Here is a 23,777-nt window from a genome sequence, read left to right as displayed (position 1 = left end):
GCTTCCGAGATTGGTGATCAAACGACGCCCTAATCAGCAGTCAAAATCATTTGTGCTCGGCGCAGTCTTGACCTATGTCATCCACGCGCCGACGCAGCATCAGGCTTTTGCCTTATCAGTGGCGGACGAAAAATTGCCTTGCGTGATGACCGGCGCGATGCGAACAGTGAATTCCTGCAACAGGCCCGCAACGAATTGTATTCGCCCGAAATCTTCGAGGACGACCCCGAGCGGCGCTTCAGGCTTCCGCGATTTCGCTGAGAACCAACGAACGCGAATACGCCCGACCACCCGAAGGCATACCTCCGAGTGGTCGGGCGCCAGCGGTCAGCTGATCGGGGTAGGCGGCAGCTCTCCGCCCAGCACGGCAAGGGCGTTGTCGGCGGCAAGCGTCGCCATGGCGGTTCGCGTCTCGATGGTGGCCGAGCCGAGGTGCGGCACGAGCGCCACGTTCGGAAGCTCGATGAGCTCGGGGTGCACCTCGGGCTCCCGTTCGAAGACGTCGAGGCCCGCCCCGGCGATCGTGCCGTCGCGCAACGCGGTGGCCAGCGCCGCCTCGTCGACGATCGGTCCGCGCGCCGTATTGACCAGGTACGCCGAGCTCTTCATCGCGGAGAGCTGCTCGGCGCCGATCAGATGATGAGTGGCCGGCCCGTAGGGGCAGTGCAGCGAGACGACGTCGGACACGGCCAGCAGCTCATCGAGCTCGACGCGCCGCGCGCCGAGCTCGGCCGCGACGTCGGGGTCGATCTCGCTGCGCGACTGGTAGACGACGTCCATGCCGAACGCCTTGGCGCGGCGTGCGGTCGCCTGGCCGATGCCGCCCATGCCCACGACGCCCAGGGTCTTGCCCTGCAGGCCCGTGCCGAGGAGGAAGAACATGCCCCACTTCCACGGCTGGCGGTCGCGGATGATGCGCTCGCCCTCGCCGAGTCGGCGGGTGGCCATGAGGATGAGGGCGAACGCGATGTCGGCGGTCGCCTCCGTGAGCACGCCGGGCGTGTTGGTCGCGACGACGCCGCGCTCGCGGCACGCCGCGACGTCGATGTTGTCGTACCCGACGGCCACGTTCGCGACGACCTTGAGCTGGGGGCCTGCGGCGTCGAGGAGGTCTCCGTCGACGCGTTCGGTGAGCAGGGTCAGGATGGCGTCGGCGCCGGCCACGCGGCGCAGCAGCTCATCGCGGCTGATCGACTCCGGGCCCGGCCACGCGTCGACCTCGTGCTCGACGCGCAGCTTCTCGAGGGCGGCATCGGGAACTCGCCCGGTGACCACGACGCGGCTCATTTGGCGCTGATCCACTCGTTCAGACGGCCGAGGCCCTCGCGGATGTCGTCGACCTCGATGCCGGAGTAGGCGAGGCGGATGTACTGGCGCTCCTCGCCCGGCTGGCGCCGGCCGAAGTGCTCGCGGGTGCAGAACGAGACGCCCGTCTGGTGCAGCGCGACGGCGGCGAAGTCGCCGACCGCGGTGTAACCCATCCGATCCATGGCCTCGGTGACATCGGGGAACAGGTAGAACGTCGAGTGGGGCACAGCGACATTCATACCGGGAATGGCGTTCACGGCCTCACATGCGGCGTCGCGCCGCTCGCGCAGGGCTTTGAGCATCTGGTGCACGGGTTCCTGGGTGCCGCGCAGCGCCTCGACGCCCGCCCACTGCACGTAGTGCGTCGTGCATGACTCGTCATTGGTGTTGAGCGTGCTGAACACCTTCGCGAGGTCGACGGGGGCGACGGCACAGCCAAGGCGTGAGCCGGTCATCGCGAATTTCTTGCTGAACGTGTACAGGATGACCGTGCGCTCGAGCATGCCGGGAAGTGACGCGATGGAGCTCGAGACGCCTTCGTAGCGCGTCTCGAAGTAGGCCTCGTCGGAGAGCACCCAGAGGTCGTGCTCCTGCGCGAGTTGCGCGATGGCCTCACGCTCGGCCGCCGTCGACTCGGCGGAGATGGGGTTTTGCAGGTCGTTGTAGATGATCGCGACCGTGTTCGGCGTGATCGAGGCCCGCAGCTGATCGAGGTCGATCGCGAAGCCCTCGTCGGTGGGGACGTAGCGGTAGGGCAGCGCCGTGCCGCCGAGGTACTCGATCTGCGACTCGTAGATCGGGAAGCCGGGGTTCGGGTAGAGCACTTCCTGGCAGGGGTTCATGACCGTCTGCAGGAACTTCGTGATGACGGGCTTGCCGCCGGTCATCACGACGACGTTGTCAGGGGAGAGGTCGATGCCGCGGGCCGATCCCAGGTCGTCGGCGAGCGCTTCACGCAGCTGGGGGATGCCGGGGCCCGGGCAGTAGCCCGTGTAGCCGTCGGCGATCGCCCGGTTCATCGCATCCACGATGTGTGGGGCGGTCGGGATGTTGATGTCGCCCAGGTGGAAGGGATACACGCGGTGTCCCTTCGCCTTCCAGGCCGCGGCGGCCTGCGCGACGCTGAACGCCGTCTCGGTCCCCAGACGTTCGAGCCGGTGGGCGAGTTGCTGCATCCTGTCGTACTCCTCATCAGCTGATCACGGCGATGGCCGAAAGTTTCGCCATTGGTATATGGTTGGCGTGCGACTAGTATATTACTGATGTATCAGTACGTCGAGAGGCAAACGCGGGTGAATTCCGCACGACTCGGGAGCCCCATGCGCATCGTCATCGCGCCGGACAAGTTCAAGGGCTCCCTCGGCGCGGAAGAAGCCGCCCAATGCCTGGCTGCCGGAATTCGGGAGGCCCGACCCGACGCTGCGACGACCGTCGTCCCGATGGCCGACGGCGGCGAGGGCACCCTCGACGCCGCGCTCGCGAACGGCTACGAGCGCCGGGAAGCTGTCGTCCACGGCCCGCTCGGCGCCCCGGTGCAGGCATCGTTCGCGTTGAGGGGCGACGAAGCCGTCGTCGAACTCGCCGTCGCCTCGGGACTCGCGCTGGTCCCCGCGGATCGCCGCGACGCACTGGCCGCAAGCTCACGGGGAACGGGTGAGCTGATCGCGGCCGCGCTCGACGCCGGGGCAACGCGCATCGTGCTCGCGATCGGCGGTAGCGCCTCGACCGACGGCGGCGCCGGCCTGATCGCCGCTCTCGGGGCGAGACTCCTGAACGCCTCGGGCACCGAACTCGCCGACGGTGGGGGAGTCCTGCGCGAGCTCGCGGTGGTCGACCTGTCTGGACTCGATCCGCGCGTGGCCCGCACTCGTTTCGTCCTGGCCTGCGACGTCGACCACGTGCTCCTGGGGCAGGCGGGCGCAGCGACCGTGTTCGGCCCGCAGAAGGGAGCGGACGCTGCGCAGGTCGCCGCGCTCGAGGCCGGCTTGACGACGTTCTCGCGCCTGATTCAGCGGGCTCTGCAGGACGAACGCGACCTCGCGCTCATGCCCGGCGCCGGAGCGGCGGGTGGTGTCGGATTCGCCGCACTGGCCGTACTGGGCGCCGAACGCCGAGCGGGCGTCGACGTGGTCGTCGACCTCGTGCGCCTGCGTGACCGACTCGTCGGCGCCGACCTCGTCGTCACCGGCGAAGGATCATTCGACGAGCAGAGCCTCGGTGGCAAGACACCGATCGGCGTCGCCCGCGTCTCGGCCGAGCTCGGCATTCCGGTCGTCGCGGTGTGCGGCCGCACGACGTTGGGCGAAAAGGATTGGCGGGCAGCGGGTTTCGTGCAGTGCTACGCGACGCTCGACCGCGCTCCCGACGCGGAGACGAGCATGCGGGAGGCTGGCCGGCTGCTCGCCGAGATCGGCTACGAGATCGCGGACGGCACCTGCCGGCCCAGCGGTGTCGAACCGTCGAAAAGTTAGGGGTCCGGTCAGCCCTTGTTGACCGTGTTGTTGTTACCGGTGTTCGACACCTTCGGGTCGCCGGCCTTGTAGGTCACGGTGTTGTTGAACCCGAGCACGGCCAGATCCTTGTCGATCTTCTCGAACGTGATCTTGTTGTCCGAGCCGCCGATGTTGACGCTGGAGCACGTGCCCTTGACGGTCAGCGTGTTGTTGGTGCCGCCGATCGTGAGCGATTTGCCGCTGGCGCAATCGATGTCGGCGGTGGTGCCGACCGAGGCGTAGTTGATGGTGTTGCCGATCTCGACGTTGAGGCCCGACGTGCCTGCCGTCGCGGACGCCGACGAGTTCTTGTTGTCCGATCCGCCGCCGCACGCGGACAGCGCGAAAACGGCGGCACCTGCCGCGACAACGCCGATGATCCCGGTGGTGTAGCTATGCATGTTCTCTCACTTTCCGTATCAGGCGGGTACGCGATCCAGTCGGTTCGTCATCCCGAGCTCACGGCCACGGTCGACCAGGACCGGGTCGCCGCCCTTGAAGAACACCGTCTGATCGAAGCCGTAGACCGTGACGTCGTTGATGATGTTGTCGGCGACGACGATGTTCGACGACCCCTGCACCGTGACCGCATAACAGGTTCCGAGGGCGGTGACCGTGTTGCCGGTGCCGTTCACGAACAACGTCGCGCCGTTGCAATCGATGGTCTGGTTGATGCCCTGCCCCGTGATGTGGGTATCGCCGTCCTTGGCGGAGGCCGGGGCCACACCCGCGGCCAGCGCCAGCGGTACCACCACCAAACCCGCACTCAATCTTCGGCATGCAGCTGTCCAACGCACGGTCATCCCCTTCGTCCGAATCCGGTGCAACGACATCCGATGCAGGGAAGCGTACGTTGCGCCGCCATCGCTTCGGCGGCCCTTGGGCGGTTCGGGGTGCCCGGGTGATCAGTCGCGGGAGTTCGCAGTGCTCGGTAGCGTGTTGTCCGATGCGTCGGCGTGTTGTGGAGGCTGCTGCCGTGGCGGTCACCGCGATAGTGACTGTCGCGGGGTGCTCGCATACCGTCAGCGGCACGGCACAACGGGCCGATTCCGGGGGCGCAGGCACCGACCGCGGCTACGGATATGTGGACGACCGCTGCGGTCTATTGACCGACAGCTCGGTCCAGGAACTGCTCAAAGCCGACCACATCGTCCGCCCCTACAGCGGCGCGGTCTGCCAGTACGTACTGTCCCGCAAGGCCGGCTCCAACGCGTCGCCGGTCATGCTCGATGTCGTCTTCTCGTGGTTCGAGTCCGGATCGCTTGAGCGGGAACGGGCGGTGGCGCAGGAGCGCAAAGCACAGATCACCGACACCGTCGTCGAGCGCCATCAGGCGTTCCTCGCGCGCCGCGACATCACCGGCGCGGCATGCGCGGCCACTGCCGCCGCGGGATCGGGCGTCTTGAGCTGGTGGGTGCAGTACCGCGGGCAGACCAGCGGGGACCCGTGCAAGGACGCCCAGATGCTGCTGTCCAAGACCCTGCAGGCGGAGCTCTGACATGGCAGCGCGAACCCTGATCCTCGGTGCCGCGGTCGGTGCGGCGGTACTGACCGCGTGCGGACCGTCCGAGCAGCCCAGCCAGCCCGCCGCACCCGCGCCCAGCGATGGCTTCCACTCTGTGGACTGCAACGGCATCACCGATGCCGATGTGACGAAGGCTGCAGGCTCGATGTTCACCAAGGCCGTGGTCAGTGACACCGGCTGCTTCTGGCAGGAGAACACCATGCTTGGCACCTTCGGGGCCGGCATGGGCATCTCGACCTGGTGGTATCGGGGCAGTGACATGGACGCCGAACGGACGTTGGAACAGCGCGCCGGACGCACATTGACTGAGGTGTCCATCAACGGCAACAAGGGGTTCAAAGCCCAGGACGCCAATGTCTGCAGCATTTACATCAGTAAGGGCAGTGACGTCATCACCTGGTCGATCCAGTCGATGAACCCTGCTGTTCTGCCCGATCTGTGCACGGTCACCGGGCAACTCGCCCAAGTCAGCCAGGACCGCGTGAACTGACGTTTACCGACAGGGAACGGCTAGAGTTTCACCGCGACCCAGTTCAGGGTCCCTTCCCGTCGACCAGAAACGTCCCGTCGACTCGACTAGGTGGAGCGCACATGTCATCTCGGCCGGATTCGCAGGCGGCCGGTGGCCGACCGCGCCCGGCGCGGACCACCCGGCTCAGCCGCGACGCGATCGTGAACGCCGCCCTGACGTTCCTCGACCGCGACGGTTGGGACGCGTTGACCATCAACGCACTGGCCAGCCAGCTCGGCACCAAAGGGCCGTCGCTGTACAACCACGTCGACAGCCTCGAAGATCTGCGCCGCACGGTCCGGATGCGCGTCATCGACGACATCATCGGGATGCTCAACACCGTCGGGCAGGGCCGCACGCGCGAAGACGCCATTGTGGCCATGGCCAGCGCGTACCGCAGCTATGCCCATCACCACCCGGGCCGGTATTCGGCGTTCACCCGGATGCCGTTCGGGGGCGACGACCCGCAGTACTCCGCGGCCACGAAGGCCGCCGCCGGACCGGTGATCGACGTGCTGGCCTCGTTCGGGCTGGAAGGGGAGGACGCCTTCTATGCCGCGCTGGAATTCTGGTCGGCACTGCACGGTTTTGTACTGCTGGAGATGACCGGCGTGATGGACGATATTGACACCGATGCGGTGTTCACCGACATGCTGCTGCGCCTGGCGTCCGGGATGCAGCGTCGACAGGCGTAGGCTCTGACCTGCGATTAGTCGGCTGCGCACGAGTTTGGTTCGTCGCGGTCGGCCCTGGTATTGTGGTGGATCGTGCCTGGCCGGAAAGGCGCATGCGGCTAAGTGTTTCGCAAGCGTGCCCGCACGCCGGGCCAATTCGCATGTCTTACACGCATCGGAATTTCTCCGGTGTGAGCACGTGCGACACGCCCGGCCGCGGGGTACGCGCCTCGGGGGTAACTGCAGTACAGAGACTTGAAGAACAACAGAGCAGCACAAAGCAACACACAGAAAGCCGGTACATGCCAACCATCAACCAGCTGGTCCGCAAGGGTCGCCGCGACAAGGTCGCGAAGGTCAAGACCGCGGCCCTCAAGGGCAGCCCGCAGCGCCGCGGCGTGTGCACCCGCGTGTACACCACCACCCCGAAGAAGCCGAACTCGGCGCTTCGTAAGGTTGCCCGCGTGAAGCTGACCAGTGGCGTTGAGGTCACCGCTTACATCCCGGGTGAGGGTCACAACCTGCAGGAGCACTCGATGGTGCTCGTGCGTGGTGGTCGTGTGAAGGACCTCCCCGGTGTCCGTTACAAGATCATCCGCGGGTCGCTGGACACCCAGGGTGTCAAGAACCGCAAGCAGGCCCGTAGCCGTTACGGCGCCAAGAAGGAGAAGAGCTGATGCCGCGCAAGGGTCCCGCGCCGAAGCGTCCGTTGGTCAACGATCCGGTCTACGGGTCGCAGCTGGTCACCCAGCTGGTCAACAAGGTTCTGCTGGACGGCAAGAAGTCCCTGGCCGAGCGCATCGTCTACGGTGCGCTGGAGCAGGCCCGCGACAAGACCGGCACCGATCCGGTCGTCACGCTCAAGCGTGCGCTCGACAACGTCAAGCCCGCCCTCGAGGTGCGTAGCCGCCGCGTCGGTGGCGCCACCTACCAGGTGCCGGTCGAGGTTCGTCCCGATCGTTCCACCACGCTGGCCCTGCGCTGGCTGGTGAGCTTCTCCAAGGCCCGCCGCGAGAAGACCATGGTCGAGCGGCTCGCCAACGAGATCCTCGACGCGAGCAACGGCCTTGGCGCCGCTGTGAAGCGTCGTGAGGACACTCACAAGATGGCCGAAGCGAACCGGGCTTTCGCGCACTACCGCTGGTGATGTCCGCCCTCCGGGCGTCCAGTGTCGGACGCCCGCGAGGGTGCATCCGAACACCTAATCAAGCAAGCGAAAGAGTGGGAATCTAGCCGTGGCACAGGACGTGCTGACCGACCTCACGAAGGTCCGCAACATCGGCATCATGGCGCACATCGACGCCGGCAAGACGACGACGACCGAGCGCATCCTCTTCTACACCGGTATCTCGTACAAGATCGGTGAGGTGCACGACGGCGCCGCCACGATGGACTGGATGGAGCAGGAGCAGGAGCGGGGTATCACCATCACCTCGGCTGCCACCACCTGCTTCTGGAACGACAACCAGATCAACATCATCGACACCCCGGGGCACGTCGACTTCACCGTTGAGGTGGAGCGCAGCCTCCGAGTGCTCGATGGCGCCGTGGCCGTGTTCGACGGCAAGGAAGGCGTGGAGCCGCAGTCCGAGCAGGTGTGGCGTCAGGCCGACAAGTACGACGTTCCGCGCATCTGCTTCGTCAACAAGATGGACAAGCTGGGCGCCGACTTCTACTTCTCGGTGCAGACCATGAAGGATCGCTTGGGCGCCAACGTCGTCCCGATCCAGCTGCCCATCGGCTCCGAGGGTGACTTCGAAGGCGTCGTCGACCTGGTCGAGATGAAGGCCAAGGTGTGGCGCGGCGAGACCAAGCTCGGCGAGAAGTACGACGTCGTCGACATCCCGGCCGATCTTCAGGAGAAGGCCGAGGAGTACCGCACCGCCATGATCGAGGCGGTCGCCGAGACCGACGACGCACTCATGGAGAAGTACCTCGGTGGCGAAGAGCTCACGATCGACGAGATCAAGTCGGGCCTGCGCAAGCTGACCGTGACGAGCGCCGGCTACCCGGTGCTGTGTGGTTCCGCGTTCAAGAACAAGGGTGTGCAGCCCATGCTCGACGCGGTCATCGACTACCTGCCGACCCCGCTGGACGTCGCGGCCGCCGAAGGCCACGTTCCGGGCAAGGAAGACGAGATCATCTCCCGCAAGCCGTCGGCCGATGAGCCGTTCTCCGGGCTGGCGTTCAAGGTGGCCACGCACCCGTTCTTCGGCAAGCTGACCTACGTCCGCGTCTACTCGGGCAAGGTCGACTCCGGTGCCCAGGTCATCAACTCGACCAAGGGCAAGAAGGAGCGGCTGGGCAAGCTGTTCCAGATGCACTCCAACAAGGAGAACCCGGTCGAGACGGCCTCCGCCGGCCACATCTATGCGGTGATCGGCCTCAAGGACACCACCACCGGTGACACCTTGAGCGATCCGAACAACCAGATCGTGCTCGAGTCCATGACCTTCCCGGACCCGGTCATCGAGGTGGCCATCGAGCCCAAGACCAAGAGCGACCAGGAGAAGCTGGGCACCGCGATCCAGAAGCTCGCGGAAGAGGATCCCACCTTCAAGGTGCACCTGGACCAGGAGACCGGCCAGACCGTCATCGGCGGCATGGGCGAGCTTCACCTGGACATCCTCGTGGACCGCATGCGTCGCGAGTTCAAGGTCGAGGCCAACGTCGGCAAGCCGCAGGTGGCCTACCGCGAGACCATCCGCCGCAAGGTGGAGAAGGTCGAGTACACCCACAAGAAGCAGACGGGTGGCTCGGGCCAGTTCGCAAAGGTCCTCATCGATCTGGAGCCGTTCCACGGCGAGGACGGTGCGACCTACGAGTTCGAGAACAAGGTCACCGGTGGCCGCATCCCGCGCGAGTACATCCCTTCGGTGGATGCCGGTGCGCAGGACGCCATGCAGTACGGCGTGCTCGCCGGCTACCCGCTGGTGAACGTCAAGGTCACCCTGCTCGACGGCGCCTACCACGAGGTCGACTCCTCGGAAATGGCATTCAAGGTTGCCGGCTCGCAGGTGCTGAAGAAGGCCGCCCAGGCCGCTCAGCCGGTCATTCTCGAGCCCATCATGGCCGTCGAGGTCACCACGCCCGAGGACTACATGGGCGACGTGATCGGCGACTTGAACTCCCGCCGTGGTCAGATCCAGGCCATGGAGGAGCGCAGTGGTGCGCGCGTCGTCAAGGCGCAGGTTCCGCTGTCGGAGATGTTCGGCTACGTCGGCGACCTTCGGTCGAAGACCCAGGGCCGGGCGAACTACTCCATGGTGTTCGATTCGTACGCCGAGGTTCCGGCGAACGTGTCGAAGGAGATCATTGCGAAGGCGACGGGTCAGTAGCCCGGTAGCGTCGCAGACCGCACAACTGAACACATCAACACTGCTTAAGTACAAGCACCAACACAGTCCAGGAGGACACCACAGTGGCGAAGGCGAAGTTCGAGCGGACGAAGCCGCACGTCAACATCGGGACCATCGGTCACGTTGACCACGGCAAGACCACGCTTACTGCAGCAATCACCAAGGTTCTGCACGACAAGTACCCGGAGTTGAACGAATCGCGCGCATTCGACCAGATCGACAATGCGCCTGAGGAGCGTCAGCGCGGTATCACCATCAACATCTCCCACGTGGAGTACCAGACCGACAAGCGCCACTACGCCCACGTGGACGCCCCCGGTCACGCCGACTACATCAAGAACATGATCACCGGTGCGGCCCAGATGGACGGCGCCATCCTGGTGGTCGCCGCCACCGACGGCCCGATGCCGCAGACCCGCGAGCACGTGCTGCTGGCCCGCCAGGTGGGTGTGCCCTACATCCTGGTCGCGCTGAACAAGTCGGACGCGGTGGACGACGAGGAGCTCATCGAGCTCGTCGAGATGGAGGTCCGCGAGCTGCTGGCTGCGCAGGACTTCGACGAGGAGGCCCCGGTCGTCCGCGTCTCGGCGCTCAAGGCGCTGGAAGGCGACGAGAAGTGGGTCAAGTCGGTTGAGGAACTGATGGACGCGGTCGACGAGTCGATCCCGGATCCGGTTCGTGAGACCGACAAGCCGTTCCTGATGCCCGTCGAGGACGTCTTCACCATCACCGGTCGTGGCACCGTGGTCACCGGTCGCGTCGAGCGTGGCGTGGTCAACGTGAACGAAGAGGTCGAGATCGTCGGCATCCGCCCGACCACGACCAAGACCACCGTCACCGGTGTCGAGATGTTCCGCAAGCTGCTCGACCAGGGCCAGGCCGGTGACAACGTCGGTCTGCTCCTGCGTGGTATCAAGCGTGAGGACGTCGAGCGTGGCCAGGTTGTGGTCAAGCCCGGCACCACCACCCCGCACACCGACTTCGAGGGCCAGGTCTACATCCTGTCCAAGGACGAGGGTGGCCGCCACACGCCGTTCTTCAACAACTACCGTCCGCAGTTCTACTTCCGTACCACGGACGTGACCGGCGTGGTGACCCTGCCCGAGGGCACCGAGATGGTTATGCCCGGTGACAACACCGACATCTCCGTCAAGCTGATCCAGCCCGTCGCCATGGACGAGGGCCTGCGCTTCGCGATCCGCGAGGGTGGCCGTACCGTCGGCGCCGGCCGGGTTACCAAGATCAACAAGTAGGTTCGCCTACAAGTAGTTGATCTGACTGCTGCAGAAGCGGCGCTCACCTTCGGGTGGGCGCCGCTTTTGCGTTTTCGCGTAGCAATTGCGTAACGCCTGTGACTACTGGGGCGATAGTGCAGGTAGTTTTGCTGTGCGTGGGTTGGGGGTTCCGCTGTGATTCGTCGTCTCTTCGTGGCTATGTGGTGCGCCGTCGGCGCCGTGGGGCTCGTCGGATTGACGGCCGCTCCGGCCAATGCCGTGGCGTGTCCGGACGTGCACTGGATGGGTGTTGCCGGCTCGGGTGAGCGTGACGATCCGGCTTCGTACGGCGGCATGGGCCGGGTGGTGTACCAGTCGTTGCAGGACCTGTCCCAGCAGGTGCAGAGCGACGGCAGGACCATGACCGCCGAGGCGGTCAACTATCCGGCGGTGGCGGTACCCGACACCGGCAATCTGCTCGGCTGGGCTGGCTTCATGAGCAGTGTCGACGCCGGCGTCGCCGCGCTGGCAAATCAGTACACCGCCTTTACCCAGCAGTGCCCGTCGACCAAGGTGGTGCTCGCCGGCTATTCACAAGGCGCGATGGTGGTCCACCGGAACCTGCAACCTCTGGCAGGCAATCCCAATCTCGCGGCGGTTCTGCTGGTTGCCGATGGTGACCGGTTGCCCGCCGATCCTACGTACAACCTCGGCAGCGCTACCGCCGTGCGCGGTGCTGCAGGGAAGGGGATGGCGCAGCAGTGGCCGCTCATGGCGCATGCGCCGACGACTCCGCTGCCGGTATCCGTCGGCTCCCGCACCATCAGCGTGTGCGATGTCGGCGATCCGGTCTGCGACGCGATCACCGACGACGACGAGGTGACACCGGCCGGGGTGGCCATCCACACGAGCTACGCGCGGGCGCGGTCCGGCGGGTACGCGTGGACCTGGCCGCTCTACCAGCTGCTGGGATCGGCGCTGCCTGCGGGCAACATTGGCAGCAATGTCGGCACTGTCGGACCGCCGATGTGACGGTCTCGCGCAGAGCGGCCGATCGCCTTACCAGTCGAATCGCACCTGAGGTGGCGATTCTGGCAAATTTTTCTGCAGATAACGGTTAGATCGAGGTCGTCTGCACAGCGTTTGCTGAAAGTTTGCTGTGAGCAATCGGATCGCATGCTGGATGTGAGCGGGGGCGGCGGTTCGACGACCGTCGTCGGCACGACCGGCAACGGCAACACCACCCAGCAGTCCAACCGGTCGGGGCAGATCTTCAACCGCCAGACGACCTCGGCCCTGCCTTCGCTGTCGTTCCGGCCGCCGACATCGGCATCCGGGCCTGTCCGGTCAGTCCGGCAGCAGCCCGCGGCACGCGAAGGCCGACGGATGACGCCGCGTTATCAGCAGCACACCGACCTGCCGCCGTCAGTGCGCGCGCAGATTAGTTTCCCGCGGACGGGCCCGTGCGGGCGCCGTCGATGAGCCATCGCCTTTTCTGCGATGGAAGATGGGCTTGATTGTCGCCGACGGCTGCCCGTTGAATTCTGCTGTAATTCGACGCTGCGCGCGCGGTGCATTCGACGTGTAATTCAATCTACTGTGAAGTTTTCGCGTGCGTGTGACCCCGCGAAACGGTATTCGCTGCCGTTATGTTTGCAATTTAAAATGCAAACAACACGAGCGAAATTAAATGCTTGACACGCTTGTGTAACCGCAATAGATTCCAGCGCAAATGGCATTTCAGGGGAGGTGTATAGGCGTGACACCCTGCAGGCTCGGTGCGTACGAATTGGAAGACATAAGCCGTAGTCCACCTGGTGATTAGGCGCGGTATGCGCCTTTCTGATGGCGGCTGATGCAGGCCGAACAGGTGCGAATGCATTTCCATGGATCGGACCTATATCGGTCCCTCAATTAATACAGCCATGCCCAAAAACGGCAAAATACCAAGGAGCTTCGAAAATGGGTAAGCACACCAAGCCTCGCAAACCGACGTCGTGGAACAAGACGCTCGCTGCAGGCACTGTCGCCGGTACCACTGCGCTGGGATTCGGCGCCCTGGCTGCGTTGGATTCACCGATGGCCAACGCCTCGTTGTTCAATTTCTCCAACCTGTTCAACCCCAGCCCTAAGCCCACCACGGTGGTCGGCACCACGGGCAACGGCAACACCACCCAGAAGGCGACCGCGTCGGGCAACATCAACAACCCGCAGGCCAGCGTCCTGAGCCCGGCCATCGGTGGCGTGTCCACCAGCGGTCCGGCCACGTCATCGGCGGTCGGCGGCCCCGGCACGAGCACGTCGGCCCATACCGCGGTCAACGCGGGTGGTGCGGCGGTCGGTGGTCCCACGACGGGCGGTACGGCGGCGAGCACCACGACGGGCGTCAGCCCGGCGGTCGGCGGAGCCGGCGTCGGTGGCGCGACGACGGGTGGTAATGCCACGACCGGCAACACCACCGGTGGAACCACCAAGGGCGGCAGTGCCACCAGCACCCAGTCGAGCACCAGCACCGCGACCGGCGGCAGTGCTACCAGTGGCAGTGCGACCAGCTCGGCCAACTCGAGCGCCAACAGCGGCAATACGTCGAAGAACAAGACGAGCGTCAACACCTCGAAGTTCAACGGCAACGGTAGCAGCGTCAAGATCGGCTGACACCGCGAAGGAACCACTGAATGCTGGACCGTCGCCGTCACCGGCGGCGGTCCGGCACTTCTCTCACCGGGTGCTCTGTTTGGCCCACCCCAGCACCAGAAGCGAGGTGGGCAGCAGCAGGATCGCCATGGTCAGCAGGATGGCCGAAATGCCGCTGCCGGCAGACGATCCCGCGTGTACGAGCATCTCCAGCGCAGTGCCGGTGACTGCGATGCCGACGCCACCCAGCGTCACCATGGAGGTCAGTGCCACGCCCGCCGCGGCGCCGGCCCGCTCCGGCGGCACCACCGCCTGGGTCGCCACAGTCGTGAAGGCGTATACCAGCCCCATGGTGAAGCCGCAGGCCGTCAGCGCGATGAGATAGGGCGGCCAGCTGTGTGAGAGGGCAAGCACGGCAAGCGAAATCGCGGCGGCCGCCCCTGTCGTTCCCATCACCGCCATGGGTGGGTACTTGGTCGCCAGCCGTCCCGAGAGCACACCGCCTGCGGCCGCACCCGCAGACGGGCCCAGGAATGCCAGCCCCGCCGTCAACGGATCGAGGCCCCGCACCTCCTGCAGATTCAAGGTCGAGAGGTAAATCGCCACCACATAGGCGATGTTGGCAACCGTGCCCGTGACGATCAGCACGCTGAACCGTTGGTCTCGCAGGAGCGAGAGATCGACCAGCGGCCATTTGACCCGGTGTTCGGTAACGACGAACGCCGTCATAGCCACGACCGAGACGATGAACGCTGCCACCGTCGGCAGCGACAACCAACCCCAACTCGGACCGCGATCGAACGTCAGCGTGAACAGGCCGATGCCGATGGTGATCAGAGCGAGCCCGGTGAGATCGACCCGGCGCGGCACCGTGCGGTCGGAGCTCTCCGACATGGTGATGCCGCCGACCACGGCGGAGACGACGGCCAGCGGCACGAGCAACCAGAAAATCGCGCGCCATCCGACGGTCTGGGTGAGTAGGCCGCCGACCAGCGGGCCCGCGGCGTTGCCCAATCCGCCTATCCCGTAAGCCAATCCGATGGCCCTGGCGGCCCGATCGGCCGGAAACGAATTGGTCAGCACACTGACCGAGACGGGGAAGATCAGCGCCGCGCCCACTCCCTGGGCCGCTCTCGACCCGATCACCCACGCTGCGGACGGGGCCACGGCGCACACCGCCGATGACGCACCGAATACGGCGATGCCGATCAGCAGGGTGCGGCGGCGACCGAAGATGTCACCGATGCGACCGGCGGGCACCATGCATGCTCCCAGCGTCAGCATGTAAATGCTGATCACCCACTGCAGATCGGTGGCCGTGGTACCCAGGTCATCTGCCATCTTGGGTAGTGCCAGATTGACCGCGAAATAGTCCAACTGGACGCAGAACAGCGCGGTGGACACCGCCGCCAGAATCCAGCGGTCGCGCGGTGGCGTCACCGCCCGTTGATCTGTCACACGCGTAAGTTTCCTGCGCGCAGGCCAGACATCGAGCTTTAATGGCGATAATCTGACACCCGTATCGGCGATCCGAGGAGGGTCACGTGGTTGGGCGGTATCTGAAAGCTCAGCTGTGGGTGCTGCTGTGCGGCGGCCTGGTGGGGCCGATCTTCCTCGTCGTGTACTTCGCCATCGGTGAGAGCGACCTGCTGCGGTGGATGTTCTGGGCCGGTCTGCTGATCACCGCGGCGGATGTCCTGGTCGCATTGGCGATGACGAACTACGGCGCCAAGTCGGCGGCCAAATCCCAGTTCCTGGAGCAGCAGGGAGTGCTCGCACTGGCTCAGGTCATCGGCATCGCCGAGACCGGCACCCAGATCAACGACCAACCACTGGTGAAGCTCAATCTTCGGATCGAAGGGCCGGGCCTGACGCCGTTCGAGAGCCAGGATCGGGTCATCGCCTCGGTGACGCGGCTGCCGCTGATCACGGCCCGCAAACTCGTCGTGCTCGTCGACCCTGCCACCAACGACTATCAAATCGATTGGCAACGCAGTGCTTTGGTGGGTGGTTTGGTGCCGGCACAGTTCACTGTGGACGAAGACCACCGGACCTACGACCTGTCGGGCCAGGCCGGGCCACTGCTGGAGATCCTGCGGATTCTCAAGGCCAACAACGTCCCGATGAACGGCACCGTCGACATCAGATCCAACCCCGTGGTGCGTCAACAAGTCACCAACGTCGTGCGGCGTGCGGCCGCGCAGCAAGCCCCGGCGGCTGCGCCGGTGCCGGCGCCGACCATGCCCGCTCCCGAACCGTCGACCGCGCAACGGTTACAGGAATTGGAGACGCTGCGCGCCACCGGTGCCATCACGGACACGGAGTACACGGCAAAACGGCAGCAGATCATCGCGGAGTTATAAGCGCAGGCAGATCAACTCGGGGGGACGGCAGTGGTCACATCCGACCAACAGACGGCGGAGAAGGATCAAAAGGTAAGCCTGCCGACGTTGACCGCCATGGTCGTCGGATCGATGGTCGGCTCGGGTGTCTTCCTGCTGCCACGCCGATTCGGCGTCGAGACCGGCGTCGCCGGTGCGCTGATCGCCTGGACGATCGCGGGTACCGGCATGCTCATGCTGGCGTTCGTGTTCCAGCGGCTCGCCACGCGCAAGCCCGAACTGGACGCCGGTATCTATGCCTATGCAAAGGCGGGATTCGGCGATTACGTCGGGTTCAATTCCGCGTTCGGATTCTGGGCGTCGGCGTGCGCGGGTAATACGTCGTACTGGGTGCTGATCATGACGACGACAAGCGCACTGTTTCCCGCGCTCGGCGCAGGGGATACTGTCGTCGCGGTGCTCTGCTCGTCGGTGGGCGTCTGGTTGTTCTTCGCCCTGATCCTGGCGGGCGTCAAAGAAGCTGCGATCATCAATCGGATCGCGACCTTCGCCAAGGTGATCCCGATCCTGGTGTTCATCGTGATCGCCCTGATCGCCTTCAAGGGTGGCGTGTTTGCCGACAATTTCTGGGGTGGCGACGGAAACTATTCCTGGGCATCGCTTTTCGATCAGGCCAAGGGCACCATGCTGATCACGGTCTTTGTGTTCATGGGTATCGAAGGCGCCAGTGTGTATTCGCGATTTGCGCGCAAGCGCGAGGATGTCGGCCGCGCCACCGTGATCGGTTTTCTTTCGGTGCTGGCGGTGTTCATGCTGGTGACGTTGTCGTCCTATGGCGTGCTGCCGCAGTCCGAGTTGGCCGGAGTCGCCCAGCCGTCCATGGCCTCTGTGCTGGAATCGATTGTGGGGCACTGGGGCTCGATTTTCATCAGGGTCGGAGTGATCCTGTCGGTGCTCGGCGCGTATCTGGCGTGGACGTTGATGGCTGGCGAAATCCTATACATCCCGGCCAAAACCGACGATATGCCGAGGTTCCTGGCCAGGGAGAATGCCAAGGGCGCACCTGTCACCGCGCTGGTGATGGCCGGCGGGCTTGTGCAGCTGCTGCTGATCCTGCTGCTGTTCACGTCCGAGGCGCTCGATTTCATGCTGGATCTGACGGCGGCGCTGGCGGTCATCCCGTATCTGCTGGCCGCGGGGTACGCCCTGAAACTGACCATCACGCGCGAGACTTACGGCGACCGGCGCTCACTGGTCCCCGACACAGTCGTTGCGGCGCTGGCTACGTTCTACACGTTGTTCCTGGTCTATGCCGCCGGGTGGGATCACCTGCTGATGTCGTGCATCCTCTACGCCCCTGGGGCCCTGTTGTATTGGATTGCTCGGCGCGAACGCGGCCTGCGCGTATTCCGCCCGGCCGAGGCTGCGCTCTTCGTGGTCATCCTGCTCGGGGCGGTGGGGGGCGTGTACGGCCTGGCTTCGGGAGCCATCCAGATTTAGCTGTTTCGAGGGTGCGACGAGAGGAAACGACATGGATCCGGCCGAGGACTACGGCGTGCATTCCGAGGTGGGCAAGCTGCGCAAGGTGCTGGTGTGCTCGCCCGGCCTGGCCCACGAACGGTTGACGCCGACCAACTGTGACGACTTGTTGTTCGACGATGTGTTGTGGGTGCAGAACGCGCGGCGCGACCATTTCGACTTCATGGACAAGATGCGCGAGCGTGGGGTCGAAGTGGTCGAGCTGCACAACCTGCTCACCGAGACCATGGACATACCCGAGGCCAGGGCATGGCTGCTGGATCGCAAGATCGTTCCCAACGAGGTCGGCCTCGGCCTGGTCGACGACACCCGTGGCTTCCTCGACTCACTGACGTCGCGACGGCTCGCCGAACTGTTGATCGGCGGGATGTCGATACGCGACCTGCCGCCCGAAATGTGTTCGGGTTACCGGTCGTTGGCGCGGGAGGCCGCGGGTATCACCGAATACCTCATGCCGCCGCTGCCCAACACCCTCTACACCCGCGACACCACCTGCTGGATCTACGGGGGCCTGACGCTCAATCCGCTGTTCTGGCCTGCCCGCCACGACGAGACCCTGCTGATGAAGGCCATCTACATGTTCCATCCCGATTACGTCGGGGCCACCGTGTGGTGGGGTGATCCCGAGGAGAGCTGGGGTCTGTCCACGATCGAGGGCGGAGACGTCATGGTGCCCGGCAACGGCATCGTGTTGATCGGGATGAGCGAGCGAACGTCGCGGCAGGCCATCACGCAGGTGGCGGCTGAGCTGTTCGCCAACGAAGCGGCCGAGAAGGTGCTCGTGGCGGGCATGCCGAAGCTGCGTTCGGCGATGCATCTCGATACCGTCTTCACCTTCGCCGACCGTGACGTGGTCACCATCTATCCCGAGATCGTGGATGCGATCCAGACGTTCGTGCTGCACCCCAGCGATACCGCGCCGGGGGTTGAGGTCGAGGAAGCCACCAAACCGTTCGTCGAGATGGTTGCCGCCGAGCTGGGGCTTCCTCGCCTGCGCGTCGTGGAAACCGGTGGCACGAAATACGATTCCGAGCGTCAGCAGTGGGACAGCGGTAACAACTTGGTTGCCGTCGAACCGGGCGTGGTGTTCGCCTACGACCGCAACACCCACACCAACTCGCTGCTGCGCAAGGCGGGCATCGAGGTGATCACCATCGTTGGCGCGGAACTGGGCCGCGGCCGCGGCGGCGGGCACTGCATGACCTGCCCGATCATCCGCGACCCGTTGCCGTGGTGACGGGCGGATAGCTTCCTGGCGCCCAGCACGCACACTGGGGCTAGAACACGTTCTACTTTTGCTGTTAGCCTGGTCGCTGGCTCAGTGAAAGGACCGGTGACGTGGCAGATAGTGGAACGCTCGAGGGTCGGGTGGCATTCGTGACCGGGGCGGCCCGCGGTCAGGGCCGGGCCCATGCGGTGCGCCTCGCGAACGAGGGTGCCGACATCATCGCCATCGACGTATGCCGTGCGGTGGACGACACCATCACCTATGCGCCGGCCACGCCCGAGGATCTCGCCGAGACGGTCCGCGCGGTCGAGGCCGCGGGCCGCAAGGTGCTGGCCCGTGAAGTCGATATCCGCGACCTCGCCGCCCAGCAACAAATCGTCGCCGACGGTGTCGAGCAGTTCGGCCGTCTGGACATCGTCGTGGCCAACGCCGGTGTGCTCAGTTGGGGCAGGCTCTTCGAGATGTCGCCCGAGCAGTGGGACACCGTCGTCGACGTGAACCTCAACGGCACCTGGCGGACCATCCGCGCCGCGGTGCCCGCGATGATCGAGGCCGGCAACGGCGGGTCCATCGTCATCGTGAGTTCGTCGGCGGGTCTCAAGGCAACGCCGGGCAACGGGCATTACTCGGCGTCCAAGCACGGCCTGGTGGCGCTGACCAATGCGCTGGCATTGGAGGTGGGTGAGTACGGAATTCGGGTCAACTCCATCCACCCGTACTCGATCGACACCCCGATGATCGAGCCGGAGGCCATGGCCGCGGTGTTCTCGAAGTACCCGAACTACCTACACAGCTTCGCGCCCATGCCGCTGCAGCCGGTGGGGCAGGACGGCAAGGGGCTGTCCACCTTCATGACGCCCGAAGAGGTCTCCGACGTGGTGGCGTGGCTGGCCGGGGACGGCTCGGCCACCCTGTCGGGCAGCCAGATCGCCGTCGACCGCGGTGTGCTGAAATACTGAGTTTTCCCGCGCCTTTCTCCCGCGAGCAGACGCTGCGGCACGCGACACGCCGTGGTTGCAGTACCGCGGTGTCTGCTCGCGCAACTGACTACCGGCGCGCGTCGGCGAGGGCCTCGGCGAATTGATCAATGGCCCAGTCGATCTCGTCGGCTGTGACCACCAGGGGCGGGGCGAACCGCAGCGTGGACCCTTGAGTGTCCTTGGCGAGCACGCCACGTTGGGCCAGCGCCAGGCACAGCTTCTTGCCGCTGCCGAGGTCCGGGTCGATGTCGACGCCTGCCCACAGCCCGAGTCCCCGTACCGCATGAACGCCGTGACCGATCAACTTCACTAGCCGGCTGTGTAGATGCTCACCGAGTTCTGCTGAGCGGGACTGGAATTCACCCCGCTGCAGCATGCTCACCACAGTGCTGCCGATCGCCGCGGCCAGCGGGTTGCCGCCGAAGGTGGAACCGTGCTCGCCGGGGTGCAGCACGCCCAGCACGTCGCGATCGGCCACCACTGCCGACAGCGGCAACACACCACCGCCGAGTGCCTTGCCCAGCAGATAGACATCGGGGACGACGTCCCAGTGCTCGCACGCGAAGGTGCGGCCGGTGCGACCGAGCCCGGACTGGATCTCGTCGGCGATCATCAGCACGTTGCGCTCGGTGCAGATCTGGCGCACCCGCGGCAGGAAATCCGCGGGCGGGACGATGATGCCGGCCTCGCCCTGGATGGGTTCGATCAGCACTGCGACGGTGTTGTCATCGACCGCGGCGGCCAGCGCGTCGGCGTCACCGAACGGCACCGAGCGGAACCCGGGTGTGTACGGGCCGAATCCGCGGCGCGCGGTCTCGTCGTCGGAGAAGCTGATGATCGTGGTGGTGCGGCCGTGGAAGTTGTTGTGGGCGACCACGATATTGGCAGCGTCCGGGGCTACGCCCTTGACGTCGGTGCCCCACTTGCGGGCCACCTTGATCCCGCTCTCGACGGCCTCGGCGCCGCTGTTCATCGGTAGCACCATGTCTTTGCCGCACAGCTCGGCCAGCGCAGCACAGAACGGTGCCAGCCGATCGGAATGGAACGCGCGGCTGACGAGCGTGAGGGTGTCGAGCTGGGCGTGCGCGGTCGCGATGATCTCCGGGTGGCGATGGCCGAAGTTGACGGCCGAATACGCCGCGAGGAAGTCCAGGTACCGGCGGCCGGTCACATCCGTGATCCACACCCCCTCCGCGCTGGCGGCCACCACCGGCAGTGGTGCGTAGTTGTGTGCGACGTAGCGATCGTCGAGTGCGATGGCTGCGGAGACTGTGTCGGTGTCCACGCCATCCAGCATGCTCACGGGTGTAGCTCCAGGGTGCAACATTTGACGGATCCGCCGCCTTTCAACAGTTCGGTGAGGTCGACGCCGATCGGTTCGAATCCGGCGTCGTGGAGTTGGGTCGCGAAGCCGGTGGCCGCCGCGGGCATCACGACGTGACGGCCATCGGAGACGACATTGAGGCCCAGCACATGGGCGTCGGCGTCGGCGACCTCGATGGCATCGGGAAACAGCTCAGCTATCCGAGCCCGGCCGGCGTCGGTAAACGCCGGTGGGTAGTAGGCGACCGTGGTGTCGTCGAGCACGGCCAGGGCGGTGTCGAGGTGGTAGAAGCGCGGGTCGACCAATTCCAGGCTCACCACGGGTAGTCCGGTGATGGCGGCGATCTCGTCGTGCGCGTCGCGCTCTGTGCGAAAACCCCAGCCTGCCAACAGAGTTGATCCGACGACGAGGAGGTCGCCCTGACCCTCGTTGACATGCTGGGTGCGGGCGAGCGTGAGGCCACGGGCAGCCATCCACTCGGCGTAGGCGTCGGCCTCGGGCGCGCGTTGCGGGTACGCGAACCTCGCCACCACGGCGGTGTCGCCGACGACGATGCCGCCGTTGGCGGCATACACCATGTCGGGCAAACCCGTGCGGGGCGTGACGAGGTCGACGCAGTGGCCGAGGTCGAGGTATGTCCGACGGAGGACGTCCCACTGGTCCACCGCGCGCTGCGGGTCAACCGGGGTCGAGGTGTCCATCCATGGGTTGATCGCGTACTCCACGGCGAAATACCGGGGTTCCGTCATGGCGTAGCGGCGGGTGGTGGCGCGGCGAGGTCTGGGCACGGCCGCGGGCATGACATCGTGCAGTGTTGTCATGAATCGACGATAGAAAGCTGTCGTCACGCAATCAATCGCTGGTTATTGCGCGTCTACCAGCGATACATTGCAACAAAAGCATCGTCGCGGTGTTTTGTTGCGTGCAGAGGAACGACATGGAACGTCTTGACGAGACCGACGAGCAGATCCTCGCCGAGCTTGCCGAACATGCCCGAGCCACCTACGCCGAGATCGGTCAGCGGGTGAGCCTTTCGGCGCCCGCAGTCAAACGGCGAGTCGACCGCATGATCGCCGACGGGGTGATCCGTGGCTTCACCACCGTGGTGGACCCCAACGCACTGGGGTGGCGTACCGAGGCCTACGTTCAGGTGTTCTGTCATGGCACCATCGCACCTGCCGAGCTGCGAGCCGCGTGGGTCGGCATTCCCGAAGTCGTCAGTGCCGCAACGGTAACCGGCACCGCCGACGCCATCCTGCACGTTCTCGCGCGCGATATGCGGCACCTGGAGGAGGCGCTGGAACGCATCCGGGCCAGCGCCGACATCGAGCGCAGTGAGAGCATCGTGGTGCTCTCCAGGCTCATCGAGCGGGCCAGACCGTAACAGTGCCCATCCGTAGGGTGGCCTACCACCCTGCGAGATGATCGTGTAGAAACCCCCTCGTGACTACACCTGGGGGCATCGTCATCGTCGGAGGCGGCCTCGCGGCTGCCCGGACCGCTGAGCAGCTGCGACGTTCGGAGTACTCCGGAGCGATCACGATCGTCAGCGACGAGGACCATCTGCCCTACGATCGGCCACCGCTGTCCAAGGAAGTGTTGCGTGCCGAGACCGATGACGTCACGCTGAAACCCGCCGAATTCTATGCGGACAACAACATCACGTTGCGCCTCGGTTCGGCCGCGCAGTCAGTGGACGCCGGTGCCAAGACGGTCACGTTGGCCGACGGCAGCCAGCTGGCCTACGACCAGCTGATCATCGCAACGGGCTTGGTACCCAAGCGCATTCGCTCTTTCCCGGATCTGCCGGGTATCCGCGTGCTGCGGTCCTACGACGAGAGCCTGGCTCTGCGTGCCGACGCCGGCTCGGCCCGCCGCGCCGTGGTGGTCGGCGCCGGTTTCATCGGCTGTGAGGTGGCCGCCAGCCTGCGCAAGCTCGGCGTCGAGGTCACGCTGGTCGAGCCGCAGCCCACGCCGCTGGCGTCGGTGCTGGGGGAGACGATCGGCGCCCTGGTCACCCGCTTGCACCAGGCCGAGGGTGTCGATGTCCGCTGCGGCGTCGGTGTCACCGAGGTGCGCGGCACCGACAAGGTCGAGCAGGTCGTGCTGGGCGACGGCACCGAGTTGGACGCCGACCTGGTCGTGGTGGGCATCGGCTCGCATCCGGCCGTCGAGTGGCTCGACGGCAGCGGCATCGCGGTCGACAACGGTGTGGTGTGCGACGAGGTGGGCCGGACCAATATCGCCGACGTGTGGGCCATCGGCGACGTGGCGTCATGGCGCACCGCGGTCGGAGACCAAGTGCGCGTTGAACATTGGAGCAACGTGGCCGACCAGGCCCGGGCTCTGGTTCCTGCGCTGCTTGGCCAGGAGGCTTCGACGCTGAGCTCGGTGCCGTACTTCTGGAGTGACCAGTACGACGTGAAGATCCAATGCCTGGGCGAACCCGAGGCCGAGGACACCGTGCACGTCGTCGAGGACGACGGCCGCAAGTTCCTGGCCTACTACGAGCGGGACGGCGTGGTCGTCGGCGTCGTCGGCGGTGGCATGCCGGGCAAGGTGATGAAGGTCCGCAGCAAGATCGCCGCAGGCGCTCCCATCGCCGACGTCCTCGGCTGACCCCTCTCCCCGTGCGATTTGTGCACCT

General features: G+C 65.5%; 24 protein-coding genes. 17 read left to right on the top strand and 7 right to left on the bottom strand.

Annotated elements, in window-relative coordinates; translation table 11 throughout:
- Positions 1-327: 327 nt before the first annotated feature.
- Entirely contained in the window at positions 328-1,287 is a 960-nt protein-coding gene (locus tag A5784_RS17620; protein ID WP_064946180.1) for a 2-hydroxyacid dehydrogenase, read from the bottom strand.
- Complete coding sequence (locus A5784_RS17615) at positions 1,284-2,483, bottom strand: pyridoxal phosphate-dependent aminotransferase (RefSeq protein ID WP_064946179.1); 1,200 nt, start codon at positions 2,481-2,483, stop codon at positions 1,284-1,286. Before A5784_RS17615 ends, A5784_RS17620 begins: the two co-directional genes overlap by 4 nt.
- A gap of 144 nt (positions 2,484-2,627) precedes the next feature.
- Between A5784_RS17615 and A5784_RS17610 the strand changes: the two genes are divergently transcribed.
- Positions 2,628-3,779, top strand: coding sequence for a glycerate kinase (locus tag A5784_RS17610; protein ID WP_064946178.1), 1,152 nt, complete (start codon positions 2,628-2,630; stop codon positions 3,777-3,779).
- An 8-nt stretch (positions 3,780-3,787) separates the two neighbouring features.
- Here A5784_RS17610 and A5784_RS17605 read toward each other — a convergent pair whose 3' ends face one another.
- Both A5784_RS17605 and A5784_RS17600 read right to left on the bottom strand, forming a co-directional pair.
- Positions 3,788-4,201 (bottom strand): DUF3060 domain-containing protein, encoded by a 414-nt coding sequence (locus tag A5784_RS17605; RefSeq protein ID WP_064946177.1) that lies wholly within the window; start codon positions 4,199-4,201, stop codon positions 3,788-3,790.
- 18 nt (positions 4,202-4,219) lie between these two features.
- Positions 4,220-4,603 (bottom strand): DUF3060 domain-containing protein, encoded by a 384-nt coding sequence (locus A5784_RS17600; RefSeq protein ID WP_082944907.1) that lies wholly within the window; start codon positions 4,601-4,603, stop codon positions 4,220-4,222.
- Positions 4,604-4,746: 143 nt separating this feature from the next.
- On the opposite strand from A5784_RS17600, the gene A5784_RS17595 reads away from it, so the two are divergent.
- From A5784_RS17595 to A5784_RS17550, 10 genes are all read left to right on the top strand, one after another.
- Entirely contained in the window at positions 4,747-5,298 is a 552-nt protein-coding gene (locus A5784_RS17595) for a DUF3558 domain-containing protein (protein ID WP_064946176.1), read from the top strand.
- Between the two features lies 1 nt (position 5,299).
- Positions 5,300-5,815, top strand: coding sequence for a DUF3558 domain-containing protein (locus A5784_RS17590; protein ID WP_064946175.1), 516 nt, complete (start codon positions 5,300-5,302; stop codon positions 5,813-5,815).
- A gap of 101 nt (positions 5,816-5,916) precedes the next feature.
- A complete protein-coding gene (locus tag A5784_RS17585) occupies positions 5,917-6,531 on the top strand; it encodes a TetR/AcrR family transcriptional regulator (RefSeq protein ID WP_064946174.1) in 615 nt (204 codons plus the stop codon).
- Positions 6,532-6,812: 281 nt separating this feature from the next.
- The gene (gene rpsL, locus A5784_RS17580; RefSeq protein WP_003881867.1) at positions 6,813-7,187 is read left to right on the top strand and encodes a 30S ribosomal protein S12; all 375 of its coding nucleotides are present in this window, start codon (positions 6,813-6,815) and stop codon (positions 7,185-7,187) included.
- On the top strand, positions 7,187-7,657 hold the full coding sequence (gene rpsG, locus A5784_RS17575) for a 30S ribosomal protein S7 (protein WP_018601866.1): 471 nt from the start codon (positions 7,187-7,189) through the stop codon (positions 7,655-7,657). Before rpsL ends, rpsG begins: the two co-directional genes overlap by 1 nt.
- An 88-nt stretch (positions 7,658-7,745) precedes the next feature.
- Positions 7,746-9,848: an elongation factor G gene (fusA, locus tag A5784_RS17570; protein ID WP_064946173.1), complete on the top strand. Its 2,103-nt coding sequence runs from the start codon at positions 7,746-7,748 to the stop codon at positions 9,846-9,848.
- Positions 9,849-9,931: 83 nt separating this feature from the next.
- The gene (gene tuf / locus A5784_RS17565) at positions 9,932-11,122 is read left to right on the top strand and encodes an elongation factor Tu (RefSeq protein WP_064946172.1); all 1,191 of its coding nucleotides are present in this window, start codon (positions 9,932-9,934) and stop codon (positions 11,120-11,122) included.
- Between the two features lie 180 nt (positions 11,123-11,302).
- The gene (locus A5784_RS17560) at positions 11,303-12,115 is read left to right on the top strand and encodes a cutinase family protein (protein ID WP_064946171.1); all 813 of its coding nucleotides are present in this window, start codon (positions 11,303-11,305) and stop codon (positions 12,113-12,115) included.
- 153 nt (positions 12,116-12,268) lie between these two features.
- Complete coding sequence (locus tag A5784_RS17555; protein ID WP_156750623.1) at positions 12,269-12,565, top strand: hypothetical protein; 297 nt, start codon at positions 12,269-12,271, stop codon at positions 12,563-12,565.
- Between the two features lie 480 nt (positions 12,566-13,045).
- Positions 13,046-13,738 carry a hypothetical protein gene (locus tag A5784_RS17550; RefSeq protein WP_064946169.1) on the top strand — a complete coding sequence of 231 codons (693 nt, stop codon included), beginning with the start codon at positions 13,046-13,048 and terminating at the stop codon, positions 13,736-13,738.
- 63 nt (positions 13,739-13,801) lie between these two features.
- Here A5784_RS17550 and A5784_RS17545 read toward each other — a convergent pair whose 3' ends face one another.
- Positions 13,802-15,175, bottom strand: a complete 1,374-nt coding sequence (locus A5784_RS17545) for an MFS transporter (protein WP_232006094.1) — start codon at positions 15,173-15,175, stop codon at positions 13,802-13,804.
- Positions 15,176-15,261: 86 nt separating this feature from the next.
- Between A5784_RS17545 and A5784_RS17540 the strand changes: the two genes are divergently transcribed.
- From A5784_RS17540 to A5784_RS17525, 4 genes are all read left to right on the top strand, one after another.
- Positions 15,262-16,080, top strand: coding sequence for an SHOCT domain-containing protein (locus A5784_RS17540; protein WP_064946168.1), 819 nt, complete (start codon positions 15,262-15,264; stop codon positions 16,078-16,080).
- A gap of 30 nt (positions 16,081-16,110) precedes the next feature.
- On the top strand, positions 16,111-17,559 hold the full coding sequence (locus A5784_RS17535; RefSeq protein WP_064946167.1) for a basic amino acid/polyamine antiporter: 1,449 nt from the start codon (positions 16,111-16,113) through the stop codon (positions 17,557-17,559).
- Positions 17,560-17,590: 31 nt separating this feature from the next.
- On the top strand, positions 17,591-18,835 hold the full coding sequence (locus A5784_RS17530) for an arginine deiminase (protein ID WP_064946166.1): 1,245 nt from the start codon (positions 17,591-17,593) through the stop codon (positions 18,833-18,835).
- 101 nt (positions 18,836-18,936) lie between these two features.
- Entirely contained in the window at positions 18,937-19,785 is an 849-nt protein-coding gene (locus A5784_RS17525) for a mycofactocin-coupled SDR family oxidoreductase (RefSeq protein WP_064946165.1), read from the top strand.
- An 88-nt stretch (positions 19,786-19,873) separates the two neighbouring features.
- Here the strand turns inward: A5784_RS17525 and rocD are convergent, their stop codons facing one another.
- Positions 19,874-21,103 carry an ornithine--oxo-acid transaminase gene (rocD, locus tag A5784_RS17520; protein ID WP_232006103.1) on the bottom strand — a complete coding sequence of 410 codons (1,230 nt, stop codon included), beginning with the start codon at positions 21,101-21,103 and terminating at the stop codon, positions 19,874-19,876.
- A gap of 2 nt (positions 21,104-21,105) precedes the next feature.
- Complete coding sequence (gene ddaH / locus A5784_RS17515; RefSeq protein ID WP_082944905.1) at positions 21,106-21,951, bottom strand: dimethylargininase; 846 nt, start codon at positions 21,949-21,951, stop codon at positions 21,106-21,108.
- A 116-nt stretch (positions 21,952-22,067) separates the two neighbouring features.
- Between ddaH and A5784_RS17510 the strand changes: the two genes are divergently transcribed.
- Together A5784_RS17510 and A5784_RS17505 are read left to right on the top strand one after the other, a co-directional pair.
- Positions 22,068-22,514, top strand: a complete 447-nt coding sequence (locus tag A5784_RS17510; protein ID WP_029369136.1) for an Rv2324 family transcriptional regulator — start codon at positions 22,068-22,070, stop codon at positions 22,512-22,514.
- A 59-nt stretch (positions 22,515-22,573) separates the two neighbouring features.
- Entirely contained in the window at positions 22,574-23,749 is a 1,176-nt protein-coding gene (locus tag A5784_RS17505) for an NAD(P)/FAD-dependent oxidoreductase (protein WP_064946163.1), read from the top strand.
- Positions 23,750-23,777 lie beyond the last annotated feature (28 nt).

This window comes from Mycobacterium sp. 852013-50091_SCH5140682, from assembly GCF_001665685.1.
In the GTDB taxonomy this organism is placed as follows: Bacteria; Actinomycetota; Actinomycetes; order Mycobacteriales; family Mycobacteriaceae; genus Mycobacterium.
The sequence above is the reverse complement of the archived record's forward strand: the minus strand, read 5'-3'. Positions and strand labels throughout refer to the sequence as shown.

Coding starts and splice junctions, on each gene's coding strand:
- A5784_RS17530 (WP_064946166.1), top strand. CDS start 17,591: ATGGATCCGGCCGAGGACTACGGCGTGCATTCCGAGGTGGGCAAGCTG.
- ddaH (WP_082944905.1), bottom strand. CDS start 21,951: ATGACAACACTGCACGATGTCATGCCCGCGGCCGTGCCCAGACCTCGC.
- A5784_RS17560 (WP_064946171.1), top strand. CDS start 11,303: ATGTGGTGCGCCGTCGGCGCCGTGGGGCTCGTCGGATTGACGGCCGCT.
- rpsL (WP_003881867.1), top strand. CDS start 6,813: ATGCCAACCATCAACCAGCTGGTCCGCAAGGGTCGCCGCGACAAGGTC.
- A5784_RS17600 (WP_082944907.1), bottom strand. CDS start 4,603: ATGACCGTGCGTTGGACAGCTGCATGCCGAAGATTGAGTGCGGGTTTG.
- A5784_RS17590 (WP_064946175.1), top strand. CDS start 5,300: ATGGCAGCGCGAACCCTGATCCTCGGTGCCGCGGTCGGTGCGGCGGTA.
- A5784_RS17585 (WP_064946174.1), top strand. CDS start 5,917: ATGTCATCTCGGCCGGATTCGCAGGCGGCCGGTGGCCGACCGCGCCCG.
- A5784_RS17510 (WP_029369136.1), top strand. CDS start 22,068: ATGGAACGTCTTGACGAGACCGACGAGCAGATCCTCGCCGAGCTTGCC.
- A5784_RS17595 (WP_064946176.1), top strand. CDS start 4,747: ATGCGTCGGCGTGTTGTGGAGGCTGCTGCCGTGGCGGTCACCGCGATA.
- A5784_RS17610 (WP_064946178.1), top strand. CDS start 2,628: ATGCGCATCGTCATCGCGCCGGACAAGTTCAAGGGCTCCCTCGGCGCG.
- A5784_RS17615 (WP_064946179.1), bottom strand. CDS start 2,483: ATGCAGCAACTCGCCCACCGGCTCGAACGTCTGGGGACCGAGACGGCG.
- A5784_RS17605 (WP_064946177.1), bottom strand. CDS start 4,201: ATGCATAGCTACACCACCGGGATCATCGGCGTTGTCGCGGCAGGTGCC.
- rpsG (WP_018601866.1), top strand. CDS start 7,187: ATGCCGCGCAAGGGTCCCGCGCCGAAGCGTCCGTTGGTCAACGATCCG.
- A5784_RS17620 (WP_064946180.1), bottom strand. CDS start 1,287: ATGAGCCGCGTCGTGGTCACCGGGCGAGTTCCCGATGCCGCCCTCGAG.
- rocD (WP_232006103.1), bottom strand. CDS start 21,103: ATGCTGGATGGCGTGGACACCGACACAGTCTCCGCAGCCATCGCACTC.
- A5784_RS17550 (WP_064946169.1), top strand. CDS start 13,046: ATGGGTAAGCACACCAAGCCTCGCAAACCGACGTCGTGGAACAAGACG.